The 25128-nt window shown below is 65.5% G+C and carries 16 protein-coding genes and 4 pseudogenes; 7 read left to right on the top strand and 13 right to left on the bottom strand.

What is annotated here, in order from left to right; genetic code table 11:
• The first annotated feature begins 61 nt into the window (after positions 1-61).
• Positions 62-1279, top strand: a complete 1218-nt coding sequence (locus AAG816_RS22525; protein ID WP_341991950.1) for a carboxymuconolactone decarboxylase family protein — start codon at positions 62-64, stop codon at positions 1277-1279.
• 513 nt (positions 1280-1792) lie between these two features.
• On the opposite strand, the pseudogene AAG816_RS22520 reads toward AAG816_RS22525, so the two are convergent.
• Positions 1793-1934: pseudogene (locus tag AAG816_RS22520) on the bottom strand (DUF932 domain-containing protein); the annotation flags it as partial.
• Here AAG816_RS22520 and AAG816_RS22515 point away from each other — a divergent pair.
• Positions 1929-2325, top strand: a pseudogene (locus AAG816_RS22515) (ATP-binding protein); the annotation flags it as partial. The pseudogenes AAG816_RS22520 and AAG816_RS22515 overlap by 6 nt on opposite strands.
• 73 nt (positions 2326-2398) lie before the next feature.
• Here the strand turns inward: AAG816_RS22515 and AAG816_RS22510 are convergent.
• Together AAG816_RS22510 and AAG816_RS22505 are read right to left on the bottom strand one after the other, a co-directional pair.
• Positions 2399-2651: pseudogene (locus AAG816_RS22510) on the bottom strand (hypothetical protein); the annotation flags it as partial.
• Between the two features lie 230 nt (positions 2652-2881).
• Positions 2882-4105: an SbmA/BacA-like family transporter gene (locus AAG816_RS22505; RefSeq protein WP_341991930.1), complete on the bottom strand. Its 1224-nt coding sequence runs from the start codon at positions 4103-4105 to the stop codon at positions 2882-2884.
• A 333-nt stretch (positions 4106-4438) separates the two neighbouring features.
• Here AAG816_RS22505 and AAG816_RS22500 point away from each other — a divergent pair, with 333 nt between their 5' ends.
• From AAG816_RS22500 to AAG816_RS22485, 4 genes are all read left to right on the top strand, one after another.
• On the top strand, positions 4439-5728 hold the full coding sequence (locus AAG816_RS22500; protein WP_341991929.1) for an MFS transporter: 1290 nt from the start codon (positions 4439-4441) through the stop codon (positions 5726-5728).
• Entirely contained in the window at positions 5725-7377 is a 1653-nt protein-coding gene (locus AAG816_RS22495) for an NAD(P)-binding protein (RefSeq protein ID WP_341991928.1), read from the top strand. Before AAG816_RS22500 ends, AAG816_RS22495 begins: the two co-directional genes overlap by 4 nt.
• Before the next feature lie 16 nt (positions 7378-7393).
• The gene (gene nifJ / locus AAG816_RS22490) at positions 7394-10984 is read left to right on the top strand and encodes a pyruvate:ferredoxin (flavodoxin) oxidoreductase (protein ID WP_341991927.1); all 3591 of its coding nucleotides are present in this window, start codon (positions 7394-7396) and stop codon (positions 10982-10984) included.
• Positions 10985-11075: 91 nt separating this feature from the next.
• Positions 11076-12074, top strand: coding sequence for a dihydroorotate dehydrogenase-like protein (locus tag AAG816_RS22485; protein ID WP_341991926.1), 999 nt, complete (start codon positions 11076-11078; stop codon positions 12072-12074).
• Between the two features lie 33 nt (positions 12075-12107).
• On the opposite strand, the gene AAG816_RS22480 is transcribed toward AAG816_RS22485, so the two are convergent.
• From AAG816_RS22480 to AAG816_RS22465, 4 genes are all read right to left on the bottom strand, one after another.
• Positions 12108-12773 (bottom strand): VIT family protein, encoded by a 666-nt coding sequence (locus AAG816_RS22480; RefSeq protein ID WP_341991925.1) that lies wholly within the window; start codon positions 12771-12773, stop codon positions 12108-12110.
• A 314-nt stretch (positions 12774-13087) separates the two neighbouring features.
• Entirely contained in the window at positions 13088-13885 is a 798-nt protein-coding gene (locus AAG816_RS22475; protein ID WP_341991924.1) for a mechanosensitive ion channel family protein, read from the bottom strand.
• A gap of 79 nt (positions 13886-13964) precedes the next feature.
• A complete protein-coding gene (locus tag AAG816_RS22470; RefSeq protein ID WP_341991923.1) occupies positions 13965-14948 on the bottom strand; it encodes a zinc-dependent alcohol dehydrogenase family protein in 984 nt (327 codons plus the stop codon).
• Positions 14949-15147: 199 nt separating this feature from the next.
• The gene (locus tag AAG816_RS22465; protein ID WP_341991922.1) at positions 15148-15462 is read right to left on the bottom strand and encodes a zinc-binding dehydrogenase; all 315 of its coding nucleotides are present in this window, start codon (positions 15460-15462) and stop codon (positions 15148-15150) included.
• Here AAG816_RS22465 and AAG816_RS22460 point away from each other — a divergent pair.
• Positions 15461-19534, top strand: a complete 4074-nt coding sequence (locus AAG816_RS22460) for a CheR family methyltransferase (RefSeq protein WP_341991921.1) — start codon at positions 15461-15463, stop codon at positions 19532-19534. The two genes, AAG816_RS22465 and AAG816_RS22460, sit on opposite strands and share 2 nt — an antisense overlap.
• Before the next feature lie 81 nt (positions 19535-19615).
• Here the strand turns inward: AAG816_RS22460 and AAG816_RS22455 are convergent.
• The 6 genes and pseudogenes from AAG816_RS22455 to AAG816_RS22430 all read right to left on the bottom strand — a co-directional run.
• Positions 19616-19717 (bottom strand): annotated as a pseudogene (locus AAG816_RS22455) (IS5/IS1182 family transposase); the annotation flags it as partial.
• A gap of 433 nt (positions 19718-20150) precedes the next feature.
• The gene (locus AAG816_RS22450) at positions 20151-21152 is read right to left on the bottom strand and encodes an oligopeptide/dipeptide ABC transporter ATP-binding protein (RefSeq protein ID WP_341991920.1); all 1002 of its coding nucleotides are present in this window, start codon (positions 21150-21152) and stop codon (positions 20151-20153) included.
• Entirely contained in the window at positions 21149-22123 is a 975-nt protein-coding gene (locus AAG816_RS22445; protein ID WP_341991919.1) for an ABC transporter ATP-binding protein, read from the bottom strand. The genes AAG816_RS22450 and AAG816_RS22445 overlap by 4 nt, the downstream gene beginning before the upstream one ends.
• 26 nt (positions 22124-22149) lie before the next feature.
• The gene (locus tag AAG816_RS22440) at positions 22150-23037 is read right to left on the bottom strand and encodes an ABC transporter permease (protein WP_341991918.1); all 888 of its coding nucleotides are present in this window, start codon (positions 23035-23037) and stop codon (positions 22150-22152) included.
• Positions 23034-23975: an ABC transporter permease gene (locus AAG816_RS22435; protein ID WP_341991917.1), complete on the bottom strand. Its 942-nt coding sequence runs from the start codon at positions 23973-23975 to the stop codon at positions 23034-23036. Before AAG816_RS22435 ends, AAG816_RS22440 begins: the two co-directional genes overlap by 4 nt.
• A gap of 36 nt (positions 23976-24011) precedes the next feature.
• The coding region (locus AAG816_RS22430) for an ABC transporter substrate-binding protein (RefSeq protein WP_341991916.1) at positions 24012-25128 on the bottom strand (1117 nt) is incomplete at its 5' end.

The following is a 25128-nucleotide window of genomic DNA, read 5'->3' as shown; positions in this document are numbered from 1 at the left end:
TCAGCGCCCCCGCCCGCATGCTTCGGGCGGGGAAACGACATTGAAAACCAGGAGTTCGCTTGTGAATAATTTTGCTGCCAGCCTCGCCCTGTCCGCGCTTGCCACCACCGCTGTCGCTGCCGAAGAGCTGCGCCGCCCCCGCGTTGCGCCGGAGGCCGTCTACCAGGTCGCGCCGGGTCTGGGGCAGTTCACGGATGGCGTCCTGTTCAGCGAGGTCTGGGTGCGGGATGCCCTCAAGCCGCGTGATCGCAGCCTTGTCACGCTGGCCGCGCTGATCGCGACCGGTAAGACCGCCGAAGTCGGGGTTCATACCGCCCGCGCGCTCGATACCGGAGTAACCCCGGTGGAGATCGGCGAGGTGATCACCCATCTCGCCTTCTATAGCGGCTGGCCGAATGCGCTCTCGGCGGTCACCGAGGTGCAGCGGGTGTATGTCGACCGCGGCATCGGCCCGGTGGACCCGAGCGCGGCCGCCCGGATCGAACTGAATGGGGCCGCCGAGGCCGCCCGCTCCGCCACCGTCACCGCCACTGTTGCACCGACCGTGCCCGAACTGGCCGAGCTGACCAACCGGGTTCTGTTCGGCGATCTCTGGCGGCGCTCGGAACTCACGGCCCGCGACCGGAGCCTCATTACCATCACGGCGCTGATTGCCATCGGCCAACCGGAGCAATTGCCCTTCCATGCCAACCGGGCGATGGACAGCGGGCTGACGCGCGACGAGGTCGCGGAAACGGTCGCGCATCTTGCCTTTTACGCCGGCTGGCCGCGCGCCTTTTCCGCTGTGCCGGTCTTGCAGCGCGTGTTCGACAGCCGGGCCGGAGCACCGGCTCAAGCTGCTGCGCCTGCGCCCGGCGCGCCTGCCGCCTCCGCTGGGGAGCTTAAGATCGTGCGCGCCAAGGATGCACCATCGGTACCGGGACCGGCCCACTACTTCACCGGCAGTGTCCGCGTCTCCGGCAATTTCAAGGGCGACGCCCCCGCGCGCGTCAGCGGCGCGACGGTGACCTTTGCACCGGGCGCCCGCACGGCCTGGCACACGCATCCGCTGGGCCAGACCCTCTTCATCATTTCCGGGCGTGGCCGGGTTCAGAAGGAAGGCGGACCGGTGGAGGAGGTGGTGCCCGGCGATTTGGTCTGGATTCCGCCAAATGTGCGCCACTGGCACGGGGCCAGCGCCAAACAGGCCATGTCGCATCTGGCCGTGGCCGAGGAACTTGACGGCAAGGTGGTCACCTGGATGGAGAAGGTGACGGATGCGAAGGGTCTAGATGAATAAGGTGAGCCCACCCCTTATGAGAAGCATCCCCCTGGGCTAAAGGCGCCGTTGAGGGCTCGCTTCCCGCGCAGGCGTTGGTGAGTCAGCAGGTCGCCCGGCTCGAACACGACGTGCGGACCAGTTTGCTGGTGCGCATCAAGCGGGAGCAACGGCCCACCCAAGCGTGCCATCTGTTCGAGCGCGGTGTGTGATGGTCCTGCGCGGCGCGGACCCGAGAGATTCGATGGCACTTGCGCGCCGTGTCAGAACGCGCACCTGTGAGATGGGCCACGCGCCCATCGCCGTGAAGACAGCAAGGACGACGGGGAACAGTGCCATCGTGGTGCCGGCTGGATCGCGGCACAACCTGATCAACACGGGCGACAAATCGCTCAGGCTTTACACTCGGTATGGCCCGCCCAATCACCTCGACCAGTTGATCCAGGTCACGAAGGCGGAAGCCCGCGCTTCGAAAGAGGCATTCGCAGGGGCAACAACAGAATAGCCAGACGTGCCTCTCCGGCTTTGGTGAAATCAAGCTGCCCGATCGAGCAGCTTCTTGGCCCGGCCCTCGAGGTTGAGCCGGGCATCCCTGGTGGGGCTTGTCGCGCGCGAGTGCGGTGATGCCCTGCACGAAGTCAAAGATGCTTTCGGGCTTGCGCCATTCCTCGGCCAGCTGCGCGAGCGCATCCGCTATCTCTGCCGCGCCTCGCTGCTGGTCGTCGACGAGATCGGCTATCTGCCGGTCGTGCCCGGCGGCGGCAATCTGTTCTTCCAGCTCGTCAACGCCCGCTGCGAGAAGGGCGCCATGATCCTCACCTCGAACCGGGGCTTTGCCGAATAGGGCGAGGTCTTCGGCAATCCCGTCGTCGCGACCGCGCTACTCGACAGGCTGTTGCACCACGCCGGTGGTCGTCCAGATCGAGGGCTCAAGCTACCGCCTGCGCCAGCATGCAGATCTCGTTCCCGAGCATGTTCGCTCGAAAGCCCTCATCACGCCGCCACCGGCGCCCAAAGGCTGCGGACGCCCGCCAGGGAGGATCCAATCCGACCACGATGTCGGCTGATCCCCGAAACCCAACCCTGCTGGGTAGGGAATTTTGGAAGCCCACATCCAGGGAGACTTCGGAGCCCGCTGACAGTCTTGATCTGCTCGGCGCGGGGCGCGATCAGGCTATATTGCAGATTGATACCGGCCAGCGCGGCGGGAAGCTGGCGCAGATAGGCGGCCGGCGCCCCGATCTGGGGCAGCGAGTTGGCGGAAAGACCAAAGGGTCGTCTCGACCGGTGCGTCCGCTGCCGGCAGGACCAGCGCCAGCCGCTCGCAGCGGGTGACATCCACGCTGTAGCCGCCACTGGCGTCGCGACCGGCATTCAGAACCTGCATATTCATGGGGATCACTCTCCATGACGGGCGCCGGAAGCCTCTCTCCCGGTGCTCAAACCGTCAGTGCCTCACCCCGGTGCTCTCACTCTTTGGCCAGGAACACTCGCCTTGAGAAAGAAGCGAAGTATGACAGCCGGGCTCGGAAAGCGCAGGGGCTTTTCAGCAGTTTGAAGTGTGCTTCCCCCTTATGGGCTTGCGCGGTCCGTGTGTGCGGGCGGACGCGACAAATCTCACGGCTACGGTGCGCAAATCGGGACACCCGAACATGTGCAAAAGGGTGCGTGATCGCCGTAGGCCTCGGCGGAAACTTGGTCGAGCGCGAGCAAGAGCGAGGCGACGCGGTTGGCGGACGAGACCCACTCCGCGATCCGGGAATAGCTGTCCGTCATCCAGTTGAACGCACCTTGGACCACCACAAAAGCAGCTGCGGCTTGGATCAGCTCGCCGAGGCTCATGCTCCCCGCGACATATTTCGGTGTGCACAGCAGCAGCGCGATGAAGGGCGTGAGAAGCAGATTGCTGTGCGAGACCAGGGTCATCCGCATCAATTGCCAGCACAGGTCGCGCCAGCGTACGATCACGTCTTTCAGTGCCAGCGCGATCAGGACGCGCGGCGCGCCGATGATCGAAGGGCCCCCCTCACACTCGCCATCCTGCCGCAAGCGCGCACCGACGGTGCGCAACTCCGCTTCGGCCCGTTTGTTGACCTCGATCACCCGTGTGAGGTGGCGGCTGATGCCCATGGTCGCCGCCGTGATCACGACCGAATAGGCGATGACGGACATCACCAGATAGCCGGGGATGGCGACGGCGACACCAAGGACATGCATATCGATGCTGCCGCCGATGGACCACAGGATGCTGATGAAGGTCATGGCGATGAGCATCGAGGACAGCAGGCCGAGCAGAAGGTCGATGGGGAGGTCTGTCGCCACGCGCACATCTTCCGCGATCCGATATTCCGGCGCCTGATGGTCGCCGGGCACGAACCGTAGGCGGCGGTAACGGTCTTCGCCCAGCCAGTGATCGTAGAGGTGGTTGCTCAGCCAGGCCCGCCATTGGCGCTGAATGGTCATACGCCCCCACACCGATGTGACGGCCAGGACAAGGCTGGCGCTGATCAACGGCACGAAAAGCAGAGCCTGCCCCCAAAGCTCCGCCTGATCACGGCGGCCGATGGCGTTGAAGAAGTCGCGGTTCCAAAAATTAAGGTGATACTGAACCAGGAGCTGCAGCAGCATGGTGGCGATGAGCAGTGCCACCAGCAGCCAGGCCTGCCGTGCGGTCTCTCCGCGCCAGAAGCCACCGGCGCTTTTCCAGAAACGCAGGATCAGGCGTCGTTCCGTCGGCACATTTAAGATCGTCGGCGCCAGTGTCTCAAGCAGTACCGCGACGCGGATCGTCTCGGTGGTCGCGTTCTCAACTCTACGCCGCTTGAGGGCGGGTACGTCCTCGCCCATGAGATGGCCTCCACCGCCAAGCCTCTACGTCATCTGGGAGCGCGGACGGGACCTGTCTTGCGTTCTCGTGCCACCGGCTGTGCAGCTGGGACTGCGACGGCAAGTCAAATCCTGATCAGATGATCAATGATCCGCAGGACGCAGCGCCTGATGCTCGAACAACATCCCATGTTTGCCGCGCTTCGTCGAGACTGTGGACTTCACGGATGCTTCTGCTCTGGGCGGATCTGGTTCTGAGTATTTTCCGAACCTGCAGCGAGGCAAGGGAGCCGGGCTATGATTTCGGATGCGAGGAGCGAGCGTCGCACGCTGCCTCTCCGAAAGGGCCGTTATATGTCCGTCAATACGGTGGCCCAAGGCGCCACGCCACGGGTGCGCATGGGCTTTGCGATCGCCTGGGGCTTCTGCCTGCTGTTCTACTTCGCGCAATACGCCCTGCGGTCTGCGCCCGGTGTCATGATCCCCGAGCTCACCGGCGCCTTCGGCTTGAATGCGCTTGGCGTCAGTGCGCTGATCGGCTTGTATTATTATACATATTCGGCGTTCGCGATCATCGCCGGTGCCGCGCTTGATCGGCTCGGGCCGAAATATGTCATTCCCGCCGGCATTCTGATGACGGCGGCGGGCGCCATCCTGTTCGGCCTTGGCTCGTCCGGTGGGGCGCAAGCCGGTCGGCTGCTGCAAGGCGCGGGCTCGGCGTTTGCCTTTACCGGTGCGGTCTATCTGGCAACCCATGGGCTGAGGGCCGCCTATCTGGCGACAGCGGTGGGCTTTACCCAATGCTTCGGCATGCTGGGCGGCTCCGCCGGACAGTTCGCGGTGGGGCCGCTGGTCCACGGCGTCATCACCTGGCAGCAATTCTGGCTGTTGTCCGGGGTCGCCATGGTGGTGCTGGCCGTGCTGATCTTCCTGGCCACGCCCGCGGGGCATGATGAGCGCAAGGCGGGGGGCACCTCGCTGCTGTCCATGTTCGCGCCCTACAAGGTGGTCCTGTCCAATCCGCAATCCTATTTGTGCGGATTTTGCGCCGGCTTGTTGTTCCTGCCCACCACCATCGGCGACATGATCTGGGGCGTGCCGTTCCTGCGGGATGGTCTCGGCGTAGATTACACTGAGGCGGTGAACCGCGCGACCATGGTGCCGTTGGGCTGGGTCATCGGCTGCCCGCTGCTAGGATATCTGGCCGATCGCCTCGGCCGCCGCAAGCCGGTGCTGATCGGCGGCGCAGTGGTGATGCTGCTGGCCTCTTCCATCACGCTCTATCTGCCGACCCTCATGCCCCATTACGCTATGGGGCTGCTGCTGGGCATCGGCTCCGGTGCGGCCATGATCCCTTATGCGATCATCAAGGAGGTGAACCCGGACGAGGTGAAGGGCAGCGCCACCGGCGCCATCAATTTCCTCGTCTTCACCCTCAGCGCTCTGCTGGCACCGGTCTATGGCTGGCTGCTGTACTACCTCTCCGACGGCGGCGGACTGACGCTCGGGGCGTTCCAGATCTCGGGCGCCGCCGGCATTGCCGGCATCCTGCTGGCCATCGGGATGGCGTTCTTTCTCAAGGAAACCGGCAGCGCGGCCCAGCCCACTGCGCGCGGCATCTCAGTCTGGAAAGCCGCATCATGAGCCCGCCGTTCCACGACATCAGTCCGCCGGTGGACCTGACCCAACTGCGGATGACCGGCCCCGCCCGCAGCAGTCATCCGATCTATTCCGACCATCTGCCGCCCTGCAATCACGCCTGTCCGGCCGGGGAGGATATCCAGGGCTGGCTGGCGCTGGCGCAAGCGGGCAAGGACCATGAGGCGTGGTCGCATCTGGTGCGCGACAATCCCATGCCGGCGGTGCACGGGCGGGTCTGCTACCATCCGTGCGAAACGTCCTGCAACCGCGGCGATCTCGACGGCACGGTGAGCATCCATGCGGTGGAGCGCTTCCTCGGGGATCTTGCCGCGGCGGAGCATTGGACCCTGCCGGTGGATGCCAAGCCCAGCGGCAAGCGGGTGCTGGTGGTGGGCGCGGGGCCGAGCGGCCTGTCGGCGGCCTATCACCTCACCCGCCTCGGCCATCAGGTGGAGATTCACGAGGCCGGCCCGCTGCCCGGCGGCATGCTGCAGTTCGGCATTCCCGCCTACCGCTTGCCGCGGGATGTGCTGATGGGGGAGATTGCGCGCATCGAAGCCATGGGCGTGCGCATCGTGCTCAATCACCCCGTGACGGATGTGCTCGCCGAACAGGCGGCGGGGCGCTTCGATGCGGTGTTCGTGGCCATCGGTGCCCAGGCCGGACGGCACATCGACATTCCCGCACGGGATGCGGCCCGCGTGCTCACCGCCGTCAGCCTGCTGCATGAGGTGAGCGCCGGCGACGCGCCGAAGCTGGGCCGCCGGGTGGTGATCTATGGCGCCGGCAACACCGCCATGGATGCGGCCCGCACCGCCAGGCGGCTGGGCGCGGAAGACGCCATGATCGTGTTCTTCTCCGACCGCGCCCATATGGAGGCGGAGCGGTTCGAGATGGAGGAGGCGCAGGCGGAAGGCGTCACCTTCCGCTGGCTGAGCAGCATCCGCCAGATCGATCCTGCCGCCATCCAGGTGGAGGTAATGGCGCTGGATGCCGCCGGCGTGCCCCAACCCACCGGGACGTTTGAAACCCTCGCCGCCGACAGCGTCGTGCTGGCCCTCGGCCAGCGGGCGGAAAGCGCCTTTCTGCGGAACGTGCCGGGCATCGCCCTGCATCCCGATGGCGCGGTGGTGGTGGGGCCGGACCTGATGACCGGCCATGCGGGCATCTTCGCCGGTGGCGACGTCATCCCCGGCGCCCACACAGTGACCGCCGCCACCGGCCACGGCAAGAAGGCGGCCCGGTACATCGACGGCTGGCTGCGCCATCAGGCCTATGTGCCCGCCGCGGCCCATGCTCTGGTACGCTTCGCCGACCTGCATCTGCCGGTCTATACGGATGCCGCGCCCGCGCGGCAGGCGGAAGTGCCGGCCGCGCTGCGTACGGGATTTTCCGAAGTCACCGGCGGCCTCAGCGCCGCGGCCGCGCTGCATGAGGCGCGCCGCTGCCTGTCCTGCGGCAATTGCTATGAATGCGACATCTGCTTTGCCGCCTGCCCGGAACAGGCCATCGTCAAGCTCGGGCCAGGCCGGGGCTTCCGCGTGGACATGACCCTGTGCACCGGTTGCGCCGTGTGCTTCGAGCAATGCCCCTGCCACGCCATCGACATGCAGCCGGAAACCACCGCCGCCGTCGCGCAGCTCCGCGCCTGAGTTGAGGACTGCTTTGATGAGCACGCGAACCATAATGGACGGCAACACCGCCGCCGCGCATGTGGCCTATCGGGTCAATGAAGTCTGCGCCATCTATCCCATCACCCCGTCCTCCACCATGGCGGAACTGGCTGACCAGTGGATGTCCGAGGGCCTGGCCAACATCTGGGGCAACGTCCCGGTGGTGCAGGAGATGCAGAGCGAAGGCGGCGCCGCCGGCGCAGTGCATGGGGCGCTGCAATCGGGGGCGCTGACCACCACGTTCACGGCCTCCCAGGGCCTGATGCTGATGCTGCCGAACATGTTCAAGATCGCCGGGGAACTGACCTCCACGGTGTTCCATGTGGCCTCGCGCTCGCTGGCCACCTCGGCACTGTCCATCTTCGGCGATCATGCGGACGTGATGGCGGTGCGCACCACCGGGTTCGGGCTGCTGTGTTCCGCCTCGGTGCAGGAGGCGCATGATTTTGCGTTGATCGCCCAGGTGGCGACGCTGGAATCGCGCATTCCCTTCGTACATTTCTTCGATGGCTTTCGCACCTCGCACGAGCTCAACACCCTGGACTTGCTCAGCGATGCCCAGATCCGCTCCATGATCGACGACGATCTGGTGCGTGCACACCGCGGCCGAGCCCTCAGCCCCGAGCATCCCTTCATCCGCGGCACGGCGCACAACCCCGATACCTTCTTCCAGGCGCGCGAAGCGGTGAACCCCTATTACGCCAAGGTGCCGGAGATTGTGGAGGGAGCGTTCCAACGCTTCGCCGCCATGACCGGGCGCAGCTACCATCTGTTCGATTATGACGGCGATCCAGAAGCTGAGTGTGTGCTCATTGTCATGGGATCGGGCGCTGAGACCGCGCGTCAGGCCGCAACCGAACTGCGGGCGCGCGGCGAGCGCGTCGGCGTGCTCCAGGTGCGGCTGTTCCGGCCGTTCGCCGTGGAGCATCTGCTCGCCGCTTTGCCTGCCGGCGTGCGGCGCATCGCGGTGCTCGACCGCACCAAGGAGGCCGGAGCCACCGGCGAGCCCTTGTTCCTGGATGTGGTGGCGAGCCTCGCGGGCGCGGTGGGGCGCGGCGAGCGGGCCACCATGCCGCTGGTGATCGGCGGCCGTTTCGGCCTGTCATCCAAGGACTTCACCCCGGCCATGGCCAAGGCGGCCTTCGATGAGCTGAAGCAGGAGGCTCCACGCACCGGCTTCACCCTCGGCATCATCGACGATGTGAGCGGCACCAGCCTGACCACCGATCCCGATTTCATGATCGAGAAGCCCGATGTGACCCGGGCGGTGTTTTATGGCCTGGGGGCGGACGGCACGGTGGGCGCCAACAAGAACAGCGTGAAGATCATCGCCGAGGATGCCGGCCTCTATGCCCAGGGCTATTTCGTCTATGATTCCCACAAGTCCGGCGCCCAGACCATTTCCCATCTGCGCTTCGGACCCGATCCCATCCGCGCGCCCTATCTGATCGCGGAGGCGGGCTTCGTCGCCTGCCATCAGTTCGGCTTCCTGGAGCGCCAGGATCTGCTGCGCGTCGCCGCGCCCGGCGCCATCTTCCTGCTCAATGCGCCCTATGCCGCCGATGTCATCTGGGATCGGCTGCCCCGACCGGTGCAGCAGACCATCCTCGACAAGAAGCTGCGCGTTTACACCATCGACGCCACGGCGGTGGCCGAGGCGGCGGGCCTCGGTGGGCGCGCCAATACGGTGCTCCAGACCTGCTTCTTTGCCCTTTCCGGCGTGTTGCCGCGGGATGAGGCCATCACCCACATCAAGGCGTCCATCCGCAAATCCTACGCCCGCAAGGGCCAGAGCGTGGTGGACAAGAATGATGCGGCGGTGGATGCGGCGCTGGCACATCTGTTCGAGGTCAAGATCCCGGCGACCCTCACCAGCACCATCGAGATGCCGCCGCTGGTGCCCGCCGATGCCTCGGACTTCGTGCGTGAGGTGACCGCGCGCATGTTCGCGGGCCTTGGCGACGAGATCCCGGTGAGCCTCATTCCCGCCGACGGCACCTTTCCCTCCGGCACCGCATCTTATGAAAAGCGCAACGTTTCCGACACCGTGCCGGTGTGGCGGGAGGATCTGTGCATCCAGTGCGGGCAGTGCAGCTTTGTGTGCCCACACAGCGTCATCCGGGCGCGCTATTATGATGAAGTCCGCTTGGTCGGTGCACCGGACCATTTCAAGTCGGCGCCGATGAATGCGCGCGGCTTTCCCGAAGCCCGCTTCACCTTGCAATTCTATGTGGAGGATTGCACCGGCTGCGGCCTGTGCGTGGAAGCCTGCCCGGCCATTAGCCCGAAGGAAGCCGGCATCAAGGCCATCAACATGGCCGAGAAATTGCCGTTGCTGGCGCAGGAGCGGATCCACATCAGCTTTTTCGAGACCTTGCCGGTCAACGACCGGGCGCGGGTGAATGCCAGCGACGTGCAGGGGGTGCAGTTCCTGGAGCCGCTGTTCGAGTTTCCCGGCGCCTGCGCCGGCTGCGGGGAAACGCCCTATCTCAAGCTCATGAGCCAGCTGTTCGGCGACCGGCTGCAGGTGGCCAATGCCACCGGATGCTCCTCCATCTATGGCGGCAATCTGCCGGTGACCCCCTGGACCAAGAATGCCGAAGGGCGCGGGCCGGCCTGGTCCAATTCGCTGTTCGAGGACAATGCGGAGTTCGGCCTCGGCTTCCGGCTGGCGGCGGACAAGCATCTGGATCTGGCCCTGTCGCTGCTGGCGGCTCTCGCGCCCTATGTCGGCGCGGAACTGGCGGCGGCTATCGCCAAGGCGCCCCAGGTGGCGGAAAGCGAAATCCGCGCCCAGCACGGGCGGGTGGCGCAATTGAAGACCCGATTGGCCACGCTGGACCTGCCGCAGGCCCGCGACCTGCTCTCGGTGGCGGACCATCTGATCCGTCGCAGCATCTGGATCGTGGGTGGTGACGGCTGGGCCTATGACATCGGCTATGGCGGCCTCGACCACGTGCTCGCCACCGGCCGGGATGTGAATGTTCTGGTGCTGGATACGGAGGTCTATTCCAACACCGGCGGCCAGGCCTCCAAGGCGACGCCGCTGGGGGCGGTGGCCAAGTTCGCCGCCGGCGGCAAGCGCACCGCCCGCAAGGATCTCGCCCTGCAAGCCATCGCCTATGGCAATGTCTATGTGGCCCAGGTGGCCATGGGGGCGAACCCGCAGCACACCTTGCAGGCGTTTCGCGAGGCGGAGGCCTATGCCGGGCCATCGCTGATCCTGGCCTACAGCCAATGCATCGCCCACGGCATCGACATGCGGTTCGGCATGAAGCAGCAGGATCTGGCCACCGCCAGCGGCTACTGGCCGCTGTTCCGCTTCAACCCCGCCATACGGACCGTGGGGGAGAACCCGTTCCGTCTGGATTCGCCGCGTCCCCGCATCCCGCTGAAGAGCTACGCCTATAACGAGCTGCGCTACCGCTCCCTGTCCCAGACCCATCCGGTGGAGGCGGACAGGCTGCTGGCCATGGCCCAGGCCAGCGTGGGCGAGAAGTATCGGCAATATGAGGATCTGGCGGCCCGCGACGGCAGCCGTTTTGCCCTCGACGCCCCGACGCCGGCGCCGGTCATCCCGGCCTAGCCAAAGCGCTCCGGAGTGCGGGCGGCGCAGGTCGCAGTAGCTCCGATCGCAGCATCTGCCAGTCCCCAGCGAAGGTCGATCAGGAGCCGACATGTCTTTGAAAACAAAATACCTCGGCCTTGATCTGTCGAACCCGCTGGTGGCCTCGGCTTCGCCCTTGAGCGCGAAGCTGGATAATCTGCGGTTGCTGGAAGATGCCGGTGCAGCGGCCATCGTCCTGCCCTCCCTGTTCCAGGAGCAGATCGAGGCGGAAGCGCAGGCGATCGACGATCGGCAGATCTACGCCAACAGCTCGCCGGAGGCCCTGACCTATTTCCCCAGCGCCGCATCCGGCCCTTATGGCGTCGGGCCGGAGCGCTATGTGGATCTGGTGCGGCGGGCCACGGAGGCGCTGGAGATCCCGGTGATTGCCAGCCTCAACGGATCCTCCCTGGCGGGCTGGGTGGACTATGCCGGCCATCTGGAGAAGGCCGGTGCCGCGGCGCTTGAACTGAACATGTACCATGTGCCCACCAACCTCATGGAGACCGGTCAGGACATCGAGGCCCGGTATCTGGAGATCGTCGATGCGGTTTGCGCGACGGTGAACCTGCCGGTGTCCATCAAGCTGACGCCGTTTCTCAGCTCCGTCGGCAATTTCGCGACCACGCTGGTGACGCACGGGGCATCCGGCCTGGTCCTGTTCAATCGACTGCTGCAACCGGACATCGATGTGGCGCACCTCAGCCTGACCGATGTGCTGGAATTGAGCCAGCCCGCGGAAATCCGCCTGCCGCTGCTGTGGACCGCGATCCTGGCCGGGCGGACCCCGGCCTCGCTGGCCACCTCCACCGGCGTGACCACCTCCGCCGATGTGGTGAAGTGCCTGCTGGCGGGGGCCGACGTGGTGATGACCACCTCCGCTCTCCTCCGCCATGACATAAGCTATATGAAGACCCTGGTGGCCGGCCTCAAGCACTGGATGGACGAGCGCGAGTTCGCCTCCCTCTGCGAGATGCGCGGCATGCTGAGTTGGGCCCGCAGCGCGGACCGCAGCCTCTACACCCGCGCGAACTATTTGCGCATCCTGGAGCGCTATGCGGACGCCTGACGCCGGAGGCTTCCCCCGTGAAGACCGTAGCCGTTACATCACCCACCCGACCAGATTGCCGACGCCGGCGGTGATGGCCATCGCAACCGCCCCCCAGAAGGCGACCCGGATGGCGCCCGCCACCACGCCCGCACCGCCGACAAAGGCCGCCAGGCCACCGAGAAACGCCAGGAACACCAGCGACGCGCCGGAGACCAGGGTGCTCATCTGTGGCTCGGGTGCAAAGATCGTGACCAGGAGCGGCAGGGCCGCTCCCACGGCGAAGGTGCCCGCGGAGGCGAGAGCCGCCTGAATCGGGCGGGCCTTGAGGGCCTCGGACAGGCCCAGTTCGTCGCGGGCGTGAGCGCCGAGCGCGTCGTGGGTCATCAATTGATCCGCCACCTGCCGCGCGAGCGGCACGTCCAGGCCGCGGTCCACATAGATGGCGGCCAGTTCGGCGTGCTCACCCACATCGTCGGTGCGCAGTTCGGTGCGTTCGAGCGCCAGATCCGCCTGCTCGGTGTCTTCCTGTGAATGGACCGAGACATATTCCCCCGCCGCCATCGACATGGCGCCGGCCACAAGGCCGGCCACCCCGGCGATGAGGATGCTGGCATGGGTGCCGTTCGCTGCCGCGACCCCCAGGATCAGGCTTGAGGTGGACAGGATGCCGTCATTGGCGCCCAGAACCGCCGCCCGCAGCCAGCCGCTGCGCCCCATGCGGTGGCGTTCCGGACGTCCAAGCGGGATCACCGTGCGGCCGTGGTTTGAAGGCGGGGCGGGAGCGGCGGGTCCAGGTGCGCAACGGGCCCGCCAGTCTGGTCCGGGTGCGCCGGCCCATAGGCGCCGTCATGTGGAGCGTGCGGCTGGTGGATCCGGACATCCACAATGGATGCGCCGAGGCTGATGCCGAGGGTCCGGAAGGTATCCGCGATGCGCCCCACCATCTCCGACCGCGCGCTGGGCATGCGCGCGAAGCTGTCGATGGCAAACACCAGTTCATAGTCGATCTGCGCGTCAGAAATGCCGATGGCTTAGGCCTGGGGCAGGGTGGCATGAGCCATGTGCGAGCTGCCGGTGGCCGCTGCCACCAATGCAGCAATGACCTGCGAGGGCGGGGTCACGGGATCGACGCTGAGCCTGATGTTGCAGTGATGGGCGCCGGCCGGGCGGCTATGGTTGGTGACGATGGCTTTCGTCACCACGCTGTTGGGGATGACCACCATGTCATGGGCCCAGGTGCGCAGCCGCGTGGCGCGCCAGTTGACCTGCATGACCTGGCCCGAGGTCTGATCGGCGAGGCTGATCCAGTCCCCGGCGCCGAAGGGGCGCTCGATGTTGATGGCGAGGCCCGACAGAACATCGCCGAGCGTGTTCTGCAACGCCAGGCCGAGCACGATGGCCAGCACGCCCGAGGTCGCCAGCAGCGTGGAGACCGGCTCGTTGAACACCGTGCCGACGATGCCGAAAAACGCGAACAGATAGATCAGGCCCGAAGCCAGATCGGCGAACAGCCGGCGCGCATGGGGCTCGTCATTGTCGGGGAAGAAGGTGCGCGTCAGCACCAGGTCGAGCAGGCTCTTGCACAGCCACGCCCCCAGGATCCACCACAGGACGCCGAAGACTTGCCGCGGCAGGAACGGACCGCCGGCACTGGTCCCTAACAGGAACTCGCCCACCGGATTGCTGGTGCGCAGAAACAGGGTCGTCACCAGCAGCAGAACGCAGCCACCACCCAACAGCGAGTGATACGGCCGCAGGCGGGGCAGCAGGCGAAGGGCCAGCAGCCCTGCGGCGGCGACGAGCAGGGATATGGCGATCCAACCGAACATGGTGCTTCAGCCTCCTGTGCCGTGTGAATATGTCACTGGCGACGTTGCGCCGTCTGGAATGAGCGAATGCTCATCCGCCTCATGGCACCAGGACAGCGGCGCCATCGAAGCGACCGGCACGCAGGTCCGCGAGGGCTTGGTTGGCGTCTTCCAGCCGATAGGTCGTGGTGTGGGTGACGATGCCCATCTCCGGAGCTTGGCGCAGGAAATCGAGGCCGTCCTGTCGGGTGAGATTGGCCACCGACAGGATCTGCCGTTCCTCCCACAACTGCGCATAGGGGAAGCTGGGGATGTCGCTCATGTGGATGCCGGCGCACACCACTCGCCCACCCTTGCGCACCGCCGTCAGCGCCATGGGCACCAGAGCGCCCACCGGCGCGAAGATGATGGCCGCATCCAGCGCCTCGGGCGGGGCTTCATCGGAGCCGCCGGCCCAGAGCGCGCCCAGAGAACGCGCAAAATCCTGGGTTACCGTATCGCCCGGCGTGGTGAAGGCAAAGACGCTGCGCCCCTGCCAGCGGGCGACCTGGGCGATGATATGGGCGGCGGCGCCGAAGCCGTAGAGCCCCACGTTCTTGCCCTCGCCGGCGATGGCCAGCGACCGCCAGCCGATCAGCCCGGCGCACAGCAGGGGTGCCAGGGCGACGTCGCTCCCACGTTCGCCCAATGGAAACGCGAAGTGCGCATCGGCGATGGTTGCGGTCGCAAAGCCGTCGTCGCGGGTAAAGCCGGTGAATACCGGCGTGTCGCACAGGTTCTCCCGCTGCATGCGGCAATAGGCGCAGGTGCCGCAGGTGTGTCCCAGCCAGGGAATGCCGACCCTCTCGCCCATGCTCAGCCCTTCAACGCCGGCCCCGATGGCGTCGATGCGACCGACAATCTCATGGCCGGGGATGATCGGCACCTGTGGGTTGGGCAGTTCGCCATCGACCACATGCAGATCCGTGCGGCAGACACCGCAGGCCAGCACCTTCACGCGGATCTGCCCCGGTCCGGGCTGTCGATCCGGCAGGGTGGTCCATTCAAGCGGAGTCCTGAGGCGGTTCAGGACCATGGCTTGCATGAGGGCCGCTCTACGATCTCGGACGGTGCCGAAACCTGCGCACCAGGGGCGAAGATATCGAACAGCCATCCATGGTTCATCGTCGTCTGATCCGGGCAATAGAGGGGGGCAGAGGACACCGTCGCAACGGCGCGACGGTGTTTCGATCAGGCGCTTCTGATCACTGATGTTTCATGTAGTGAGGGATGACACATTGACTTCACGCAGTCTCAAGCGGCCGGGCCAGGGCGGAGCTGGATGCCACCGTCGGGGCGAAGTCGAGCACCACGCGGGAGGGCACATCGCCACGTTCCAGACGATCGAACACCGCGTTGATCGCGGAGAGCGGCTGCAACTCAATGTCGGCCTTGACCTTGCCGTCGGCGGCGAACGCCAGGCATTCGGCCATATCCTCGCGGGTGCCCACGAATGAGCCGCGCACGGTGATGCAGTTTGCCACCACGTCGAACAACGGCAGCGGGAAATCGCCCGGCGGCAGGCCGACCAGGACGCAGGTGCCGCGCTTGCGGGTCATGCCGACCCCCTGGTTGAAGGCGCTGAGCGTGGGGGCGGTGATCAGCACCCCATGGGCGCCGCTGCACTCGCTGGCGGAGGCCTATGGCGAGAAAGCCCGTTGCGTGGTCCTGTCGGGAACCGGAGCCGATGGCAGTCTCGGTCTCAAGTCCATCACGGAAAATGGCGGCTTCGTCATCGCACAGGATCCCGAAGAAGCCGCGTTTGGCGGCATGCCGCAAAGTGCGATCCAGACCGGCGCCGTCGACCTCGTCCTACCATTGGCGGATATTCCCGATGCGCTGGTGCATTCCAAGCGCCCCGCCGGCCAATCAGAGGCGCCGGCGCCGACGGGAGCGCCGGATCCGCGCGCGGATTGGCTGCCTGAGATCATCGAATTGCTGCGCACTGCCACAGCCCATGATTTCAGGCTTTACAAGGAAGGGACTCTGCGGCGGAGGATCGAGCGCCGCATGGCCATGGCCTCCATCGCAGCCGACGACATGGCGCGTTACGCGGAGGTATTGAAGAACGACGGCAAGGAACTCGAGCAGCTGGCCAACGACCTGCTCATCAACGTCACCAGCTTCTTCCGCGATCCCGGCGTGTTCGATGTTCTGGCGAAAACCATCATTCCCGAACTGGTCCGCAGCCACTCGGTCGATCAGCCGCTGCGTCTGTGGATCGCCGGCTGCAGTACGGGCGAGGAAACCTATTCGCTGGCGATGCTCTTTCGGGAAGCGGTGACCGCGGCGAAGCGGGAGATCAAGCTGCAGATCTTTGCCTCCGATGTGGACGTCGAAGCGGTGGCGACGGCCAGGGATGGGCTCTATCCCGCATCGATCGAGGCCGAGGTTTCGCCCGAACGGCTGACGCGCTTTTTCTCGAAGGATGACCATGGCTACCGGGTGCTGCCCGAGTTGCGGGCCACCATCGTCTTCGCCGTGCAGGACGTGCTGGCCGATCCGCCGTTCTCGCGGCTCGACATGGTGTCTTGCCGCAACGTCCTGATCTATCTGCGCCCCGAGGCGCAGCACAAGGTGATCTCGTTCTTTCACTTCGCATTGCGCCAGGGCGGCGTGCTGCTGCTGGGCAGTGCGGAGACGGTGGGGGAGAGCAATGGCCGCTTCGAGGTGATCTCGAAGGAAGCGCGCCTCTATCGCCACATCGGCCATAGCCGCCCCGGCGAGGCGGGCTTTCTATTCGGGACCGCCGATGGCGCCCGGCTGCCGGCCCGCGCCGCGCAAGGCCCGGCCGCGTCCCGGCATGCCACTCTGGCCGAGGGATGCCGCCGGCTGGTGCTGGAGTCCTATGCACCGGCGGCGGTGCTGATCAGCCGAAAACTGGAATGGCTGTATTCACTGGGACCGACGGAGCGCTATCTCCGCGTGCCGCAGGGCCATCCCAGCTATGATCTGCTCGCCATGGTGCGCCCGCATCTGCGCATCAAGCTGCGCGCCGCCATCCGGCAGACCGTGCTGGAGGGCAGGCTGGTCGTCATTTCCGGCGGGCGAACCACCCATGAAGGCAAGCCCGGATCGTTCCGGATCGCGGTCCAGCCCGCCCTGATCGACGGCGAGGATCTGGTGCTGATCTGCTTCATTGATGATCCGGTACCCGCCGCTTCGCGCGCGGGCGGGGATGCCCCCCATGGCACCGCGCAGATTGTCGAACTGGAGCAGCAACTCGAAGCCACCCAGGGCGAATTGCAAGCGGCAATCCTCAGCTTGGAAAAATCCAACGAGGAGCAGAAATCCGTCAATGAAGAGGCGCTGTCCGTCAATGAGGAGTTCCAGTCCACCAATGAGGAATTGCTGACCTCAAAGGAGGAATTGCAGTCGCTCAACGAGGAGCTGACGGCCCTGAACAGCCAGCTCCAGGAAACCCTGGAACGGCAGCGCACCACCGCCAGCGACCTGAAGAACATCCTCTACAGCACCGACGTGGCGACCATCTTTCTCGATATGGGCCTGCATATCCGCTTCTTCACCCCGGCGACCCGGGCGCTGTTCAACATCATTCCGAGCGATGTCGGCCGGCCGCTCGCCGACCTCAATTCGCTGGCGGCCGACCGCGCGCTCCTGGCCGACGCGCGCACCGTGTTGCAAACGCTCGCGCCCTTGGAATGCGAGATCCAGGCCCGCAATGGCCAGTGGTACATCCGCCGCATCCTGCCCTATCGCGCCCAGAATGATGCTGTCGAGGGCGTGGTCATCACCTTCGCCGATATCACCGAGCGCCGTCACACCAATGAGGCTTTGGAGGTGGCGCGCCGTGAGGCGCAGCGGGCCAATGTCGCCAAGTCCCGCTTTCTGGCGGCGGCAAGCCATGATCTGCGCCAGCCGCTGCAAGCCCTCAGCCTGATGCGGGGCGTTCTGGCGCGGAAGATCCGCGACGACAAGAAGGAGGAGGCCCTGGCACTGGTGGGGCGGCTCGACCTGACGGCGGCCGCCATGGCGGGGATGCTCAACACCCTGCTCGACATCAACCAATTGGAAGCGGGCACCGTTCGGCCCGAGCTTGTGACCTTCCCGATCAACGACCTGCTGGAACGGCTGCGGGACGAGTTCTCCTATCCTGCCGGTGCGCAGAAGCTGATCCTGCGCGTGGTGCCGTGCGGCCTGTCCGTGCATAGCGATCCGCGCCTGCTGGAGCAGATGATCCGCAATCTGGTGTCGAATGCGCTGAAATATACCAAGCGTGGCAAAGTGCTGCTGGGCTGCCGTCGGCGCGGCGGCATGCTGAGCGTGGAGATCCTGGATACGGGCATCGGCATTGCCACCCAGGAGCTCGATGCCATCTTCGATGAGTACCACCAGCTCGACAATGCGGCCCGTGAAAACGCGCGCGGCCTTGGGCTTGGCCTGTCCATCGTCAAGCGCCTGGCGAACCTGCTCGGGCATCCGATCCAGGTGCGCTCGCAACCGGGACGGGGGTCGGTCTTTTCCATCAACGTCATGCTGCCCACGGGCCGCGATGGTCGTCCGGAGGTGCGCGCGTCCAACACGGCATCAGACATTGCAGATGCCGGCGCCGCTCCGTCCGGTTCGATCCTCGTCATCGAGGACGACCGGGAACTGCGGGAGTTGCTGGCGGTGGTGCTGCGGGACGCGGGGCATCGGCCGATCCTTGTGGCCGACGGCGCTGCCGCGGTGGACCTGATGGCCCGTGCCACCATCGCTCCGGACCTCATTCTCGCGGACTACAATCTGCCCCATGGCATGGACGGGCTTGCCGCCGCGACCAAGATCCGGGAGCGATTCCATCGCCCCATCCCGGTCTTGATCCTGACCGGCGATATCTCGACACAAACCCTGCGGCGGATTGCCGGGCAGGAGTGCGTCCAGCTCAATAAGCCGATCAAGGCCGCGGACGTGGTCCAGAACATCCGTCGCCTGCTCTCCAGCTCGGTCCCTGCGCCCGCCGTGGAACGTCGTGTGGAGGCTCCGCCCGCAACGGCGCGGCCCATCATATATGTGGTCGATGATGATCGCCATGTGCGCGATGGCATCCGCGCTCTGCTGGAGGCGGATGGTCATCTGGTCGAGGATTTCGAGACCTGCGAGGCCTTCCTGGAGGCGTATCGGCCTGGGCACGAAGGGTGCCTCCTGGTGGATGCCTGCCTGCCGGGAATGACCGGGCTTCAACTGCTCAAGCGGCTTCAGAGCGGGAATTTCGGATTGCCGGCGATCATGATCACCGGCAATAGCGACGTGCCCATGGCCATCGCCGCGATGAAGGCCGGGGCATCGGACTTCATCGAGAAACCGGTGGCGTACGACGAATTGTCCAGCGGTGTCCGGCGCGCGCTGGACCAGGCGCACGACACGTCAAAACTATCGGCCTGGCGGGCGAACGCAGCAGGTCATCTCGCCGCGCTCACCGCGCGCCAGCGGGAGATCATGAACCTTGTGCTCGCAGGTCACCCGAGCAAGAACATCGCTGCTGATCTTCACATCAGCCAGCGCACGGTGGAAAACCATCGCGCCGCCATCATGCGCAAGACCGGCGCCCGATCGCTTCCGGCCCTCGCGCGGCTGGCTGTGGCTGCGACCTCCGCGGAGCCGGACGAAGCTATCTCGGAGGGCATTTGAGAAGGGGCGTGGTTCACTGCCATCTGCGCAGCAGGGCGGCTGAAGCGGCGATCGTGATGAGGGGGGGGCGACGACGGTGATCTGCTCGTAGGCGCGGACGAGGCGTCGGTTCTTGAAGATCCAGGCGAAGGTCTGCTCCACCACCCATCGACGCGGCAGGACATGGAAGCCTTTGAGCGCTTCGCTCACCGCCACCTTGGCCATGGGACTCTCGTTGCTGGCCTTCGATCCGGTGTCGAGCACGTCTGCGCACCAGTCGAGCATCAGCTCTGCCTGCTTCAGGTCGATGAGGGTCTCCCGGGCGTCCCCAAGCATCAGCTCCAGTTGCTCGAGCTTGCGCCGCCGTTCGGGGGAGGTGCCGAACTCGCGAACATGATAGGGGTATCTGGTACAGCCGAAACCTATGTTTATTACCCCGTGAACAGTGGGTATCCGGAGATGCTTGATGTAATGTCCGTTGTGTCCGATCATGACTGCAATTAGGCGTTGGTCGAATGTGTGAGCGGCTGGCCTGGTTTCGATCTGTCGCTTGAGTGCAGCGAAGCCGGCAGTGGATGCGCGGTGACCCGCGTTGGCGCACAACGTCCGTGATCCCGCATGGAACGACTGGCGGAAATCATGGTTGCCGCGCCGCGGAGATCGTCGCGCCTTCCGATGCAACGAGCGGAAAATGACAGGCGACGAAATGGCCGGCTTCGGCCTCCTGCCATGCCGGCTCGCGCGCCGCACAGAGCGGCGCCGCGCGCGGGCATCGTGTCCGAAAGCGGCAGCCGCTCGGCGGGTTCATGGGAGAGGGCAGCTCTCCGGCGAGCAGGTGTGACGGTGAGGGGCGCCAATCCGGGTCCATGACAGGAATGGCGGCCATCAATGCCGCCGTGTAGGGGTGCAATGGCGCCTCGTAGAGCCGGGCCGATGGCGCGAGTTCGCACAGGCGGCCGAGGTACATGACCGCGACGCGGTCGCTGATGTTTTTGACCACGGCGAGGTCATGACTGATGAACAGCAGCGTCAGGCCATAGCGCGCCTTCATATCCTCGAGAAAGTTGAGAATCTGCGCGCGTACGGAGACGTCGAGCGCGGAAACCGGTTCATCGCAGATCACGAGATGCGGCTCCGTGACGAGCGCCCGGGCGATGGCGATGCGCTGGCACTGGCCGCCCGAGAATTCGTGCGGCCGGCGGTCCATAACCTGATCGGGATCGAGGCCGACGGTTTCGAGCACGGCGCGGACGCGACGTGTGCGGTCTTCGGCGTCGCCGATCCCGGCAATCGCCAACGGCTCCGCGACGATGTCGCGCACCTTGCGGCGCGGATTGAGCGAGGAGATCGGATCTTGGAAAATCATGTGCAGGCGTGTGCGCGTCCGGCGCAGCGTCGCGGTATCAAGGCTTGCGAGGTTGCGCCCCTCGAAGATCACCGAGCCCCCCGTCGGCGGCGGAAGCTGCATGATCGCGCGTGAAATCGTCGATTTGCCACAGCCGGATTCGCCGACCAGTCCGAGGGTTTCACCCTTGTAGACCGTGAAGCTGACGTTCGCGACCGCCGTCAGCCGTCGCCCGCCTGGCAGCTTGTAGGTGACGGACAGGTCGTCGATGACGAGGAGTTCTGCCGGGCTCACGAGGTTGCTCCGGGGGAGGCGACCGGGTGCCAGCAGGCATAGCGGTGCGTACCGGTCGCATCGGACGCTGACAGCGGCGGCTGGTCGCTTCGGCAGATGTCGGTTGCATAGTCGCAGCGCGGTGCGAAGCGGCACCCTGGCGGCGGTAGCAACATGTCCGGCGGCCGTCCCGCGATCGCGCGCAACCGCGTGTGGGGCGGATCGGACAGGTTCGGCGCGGACCGCATCAAGGCCGCCGTATAGGGCATGCGGCAGTTGCGGAAGAGCGATCGTGTCGAAGCCTGTTCGACCATCTGCCCCGCATACATCACCGCGACCGCGTCGGTGTATCCGGCCACCACGCCGAGGTCGTGCGAGATCAGGATCAACGCCATGTTGTGGGCCTTCTGCCGGCGTTGCAGCAGGTCGAGGATCTGCGCCTGGATGGTGACATCGAGGGCCGTGGTCGGCTCGTCGGCGATCAGAAGCTTGGGCTCACAGGCGAGCGCGATGGCGATGGCGACCCGTTGGCGCATGCCGCCGGATAGCTGATGCGGATAATGGTGCAGGCGCTCCTCGGGGAGAGACAGACCCACGGATGTGAGAAGCTCGGTGGCCCGGGCCCGGGCGGCGCGGCCGCGCAGGCCAAGATGCCGGGTGAGGACCTCCTCGATTTGAACACCGACCCGTTTGACCGGATTGAGCGACGATGTCGGATCCTGGAAGACCATCGCAATGTCCCGGCCGCGGATGTCGCGCATGTCCCGTTCGGACATTTTCAGCAGATCGCGGCCCTCGAACGTGATGCGGCCGGTGGTGGTCGTGCGCTGCTTCGACAGGATGCCGATGATCGTTCGGGCGAGAGCGCTCTTGCCGGACCCCGACTCGCCGACGATCCCCAGCGTCTGCCCCCGCCGGACCGAAAATGACACGCCATCGACCGCGCGCAGCGGGCCGCGCGGCGTGTGGAATTGCGTTGCAAGGTCGGTCACCTCAAGGAGCGCCGGGCCTGCGTCCGTCACAGCACGCTGCCACGAACATCTGTCCCCGCCCGCAGGCGCTCGCCGATCAGATTGATCGACAGCACCGTGAGAAACATCAGCGCGGCGGGAATGAAGGGGATGTAGGGCAAGGTGGCAAGATCGACCTGCCCGTCCGCGATCATGTTGCCCCAGGTCGGCCACGGCGCCGGCAGGCTCAGGCCGAGAAAGGACAACACGCCCTCGACCACGATGATGCGCGAGACCACGAGAAGCGCGTAGATCAGCATCGGGATCACGACGTTCGGCAGGATTTCGAGCGACAGGACCCGCCAGTGGGTCGCGCCCATGGCGCGCGCCGCCAGGACGAAGTCGTGCTGGGCGAACACCAGCGTATTTGCGCGCGCCACCCGCATGAACATGGGGACCGTCAGGATGCCGAGCAGGATGATCAGAAGCGGGACGCTGGCCCCGACATACGCTGTGACCGCCAGGACGACGAGAATGCCGGGAAACGCCATGACCGCGTCCATGGCGGCGACGATGACGACTTCGACGCGCCCGCGAAAGTAGCCGGCTGCCATGCCCAGGGCCATGCCGATGCCAAGCCCGAGAGCCGGCGCCAGCAGGCCGATGGTCAGGGAGATCCGGGCGCCGAAGATCGCGCGGGAGAGGATGTCCCGGCCGAGTTGGTCGGTGCCGAACCAATGGGTGCGATCGGGCCAGGTGGAGAGCGCGGTGAAGTCCGTCTCGATCGGCCCCGGCAGCGGCAGAAGGTTGGCCGTCACGGCCAGCGCGACCACGATCGCGATCCAGGCCACTGGGATCCAGAAGCGAAGTCCCAGCCGATCGCGCACGACCATCGGGCGCGGCGCGCCGATCGCCGATGAGGTCTCACGTCCGGGATCGTCGGCGACAAAGGTCATTGCCGCACTCTCGGATCGAGCAGCGCGTAGATGAGATCAACGCCGAAGTTGATCAGGACATAACCGATGGAGATGGTCGCGACACATCCCTGCACCAGCATCATGTCGCGATTATAGACCGCGCCTGTCAGCATGCGGCCGATCCCGGGCAATCCGAAGATCGTCTCCACCACCAGCGCGCCGGCAATCGTCGCGGCGATCTGCAGGCCTGAAATCGTCACAAGCGTGAACGACGATGGCCGCAAGGCGTGGCGGAACAGGATGAAAGCGGGACTTAGGCCCTTGGCCTTGGCGAGGGCGATATAGTCCTGCTGCAGCGTCTTGATCATGTCGGCACGGAGCACGGCGAAGAGTGACGGCCATTCCGCCAGCGCGATCGCGAGCGCAGGCAACGCAAGATGCGCGAGGTTTCCGACGGGATCGGTCGTGAACGGCACGTAGCCGGTCGACGGCAGCCAGCGCAGCTTGAGCGCGAACAGGAACATCAGGAGGATCGCGATAATGAACACGGGCGCCGCGAGCAGCAACATCGCCACCGCGTTCGCGAACTGGTCGATCCTGCTACCGGCCTGGTAGGCGCACAGCACGCCAGTGGGAACCGCGATAAGCAGCGCCAGTCCCTGGCTCAGCAGCATCAGCTCGACCGTCACCGGAAGGCGATCGAGGATCGATTCCATCACCGGGACCTGCGTGATGTAGGAGCGGCCGAGGTCGCCCCGCATGAAGTCCGCCAGCCAGTGCAGGTAGCGCAGCAGGAGCGGTTGGTCGAGGCCGAGCTCGGCGCGGACCTGCGCGACCGCTGCCGGCGTCGCCTCGTTGCCGAGCAGGGTTAAGGCGACGTCACCCGGGAGCAGGTTCATGAGCAGGAAGCTTGCCGCGGCAACCACCAGCAGGACGACGACCAGTGGCAACAGCTTGCGCAGGAAATAGTGGGTCATGGCCTGCACCCTGCGGTGCGCTCCTGCAAGCGAAGACTATTTGGGATCGACCCAGACTTCGTTGAGTCGCACGAGCCCGCGCCGCATCAGCGGGATGCCGTGGACCCGCGGCAGCGTGATGGCGAAATAGTTCGACTGGAGCCGCAGGAGGATCGGCATCTGCTTGGCCATCTCCTTGCTGAAATCGCAGTATGCCTTCTTGCGGACGTCGACGTCGAGGCTGCGCCGGCCGGTCTCGATGGCCTGGTCCAGAACCGGATCCTTGATCTTGGTGATGTTGCCACCGCTCTTCGAAAAGAAGGCCTGATAGACCTGAAAGTCGGGGTCGGGCACATCCGCCACTTCCCACATCGCAAGCTGATAGTCGCCTCCCAGCACTGGTTTGATGTAGGAGGGACCGCCCTGAATGCTCTTGATCTCCGTCTCGATACCGACCTTCTGCCAGAAGCTCTGGTAGAGCTGCGCAGGAATGGTCATGTTTGCTGTCGGCTGCACCTGGAGCACGATCTTCACAGGCTTGCCGTACGCCTGGAGGAGCGCTTTGGCCTTCTCCGGATCGTATTCGGGATAGCCCACGTCCGCACAATGCCACTCGGAGTTCACCCCCCAGAAGCTGGTGGCAAGACTGCCGACGCCGTCGAAACCGACCTTGAGCTCGATGTTGCGGTCCAAGGCATGGGCCAGCGCCTGACGGACCCGGACATCGTCGAACGGCGGCACCGAGGTGTTGATGTTGACGGTAGAGGCGCCGGTGCCGACATACTCCACGATCCGCAAAGACTTGTCGCTGCGTGCCGCCACGACCTGCTTGCCGAGGGGCTCATAGAAAATGTCGATGTCGCCAGTCTTCAGAGCCGTGAAACGTGCAGTGGCATCGGGCAGGAAACGGATGACGATCTTGTCGAGATGCTGCGCCTTCGGATTCCAGTAGTTGGGATTTTTCTCGAAGGTAATGCTGTCGTCCTGCTTCCACTCCGTCATCATGTAGGGGCCGGCGCCGATCGGCCGGCGATTGAGGTCTGGGCCGGCGGACTTCGCATGCTCGGTGGGCATCACCCAGATCAGGAAGTTGTCGATCAGAAAGATGCTCGGGAAGGCGGCCCAGGGATAGGCGAGATGGAATTCGACGGTGGTATCGTCGATGGCGACCGCC

The sequence above is a fragment of the Azorhizobium sp. AG788 genome (assembly GCF_943371865.1).
In the GTDB taxonomy this organism is placed as follows: Bacteria; Pseudomonadota; Alphaproteobacteria; order Rhizobiales; family Xanthobacteraceae; genus Azorhizobium.
This window is presented reverse-complemented; position numbering and strand designations above follow the sequence as displayed.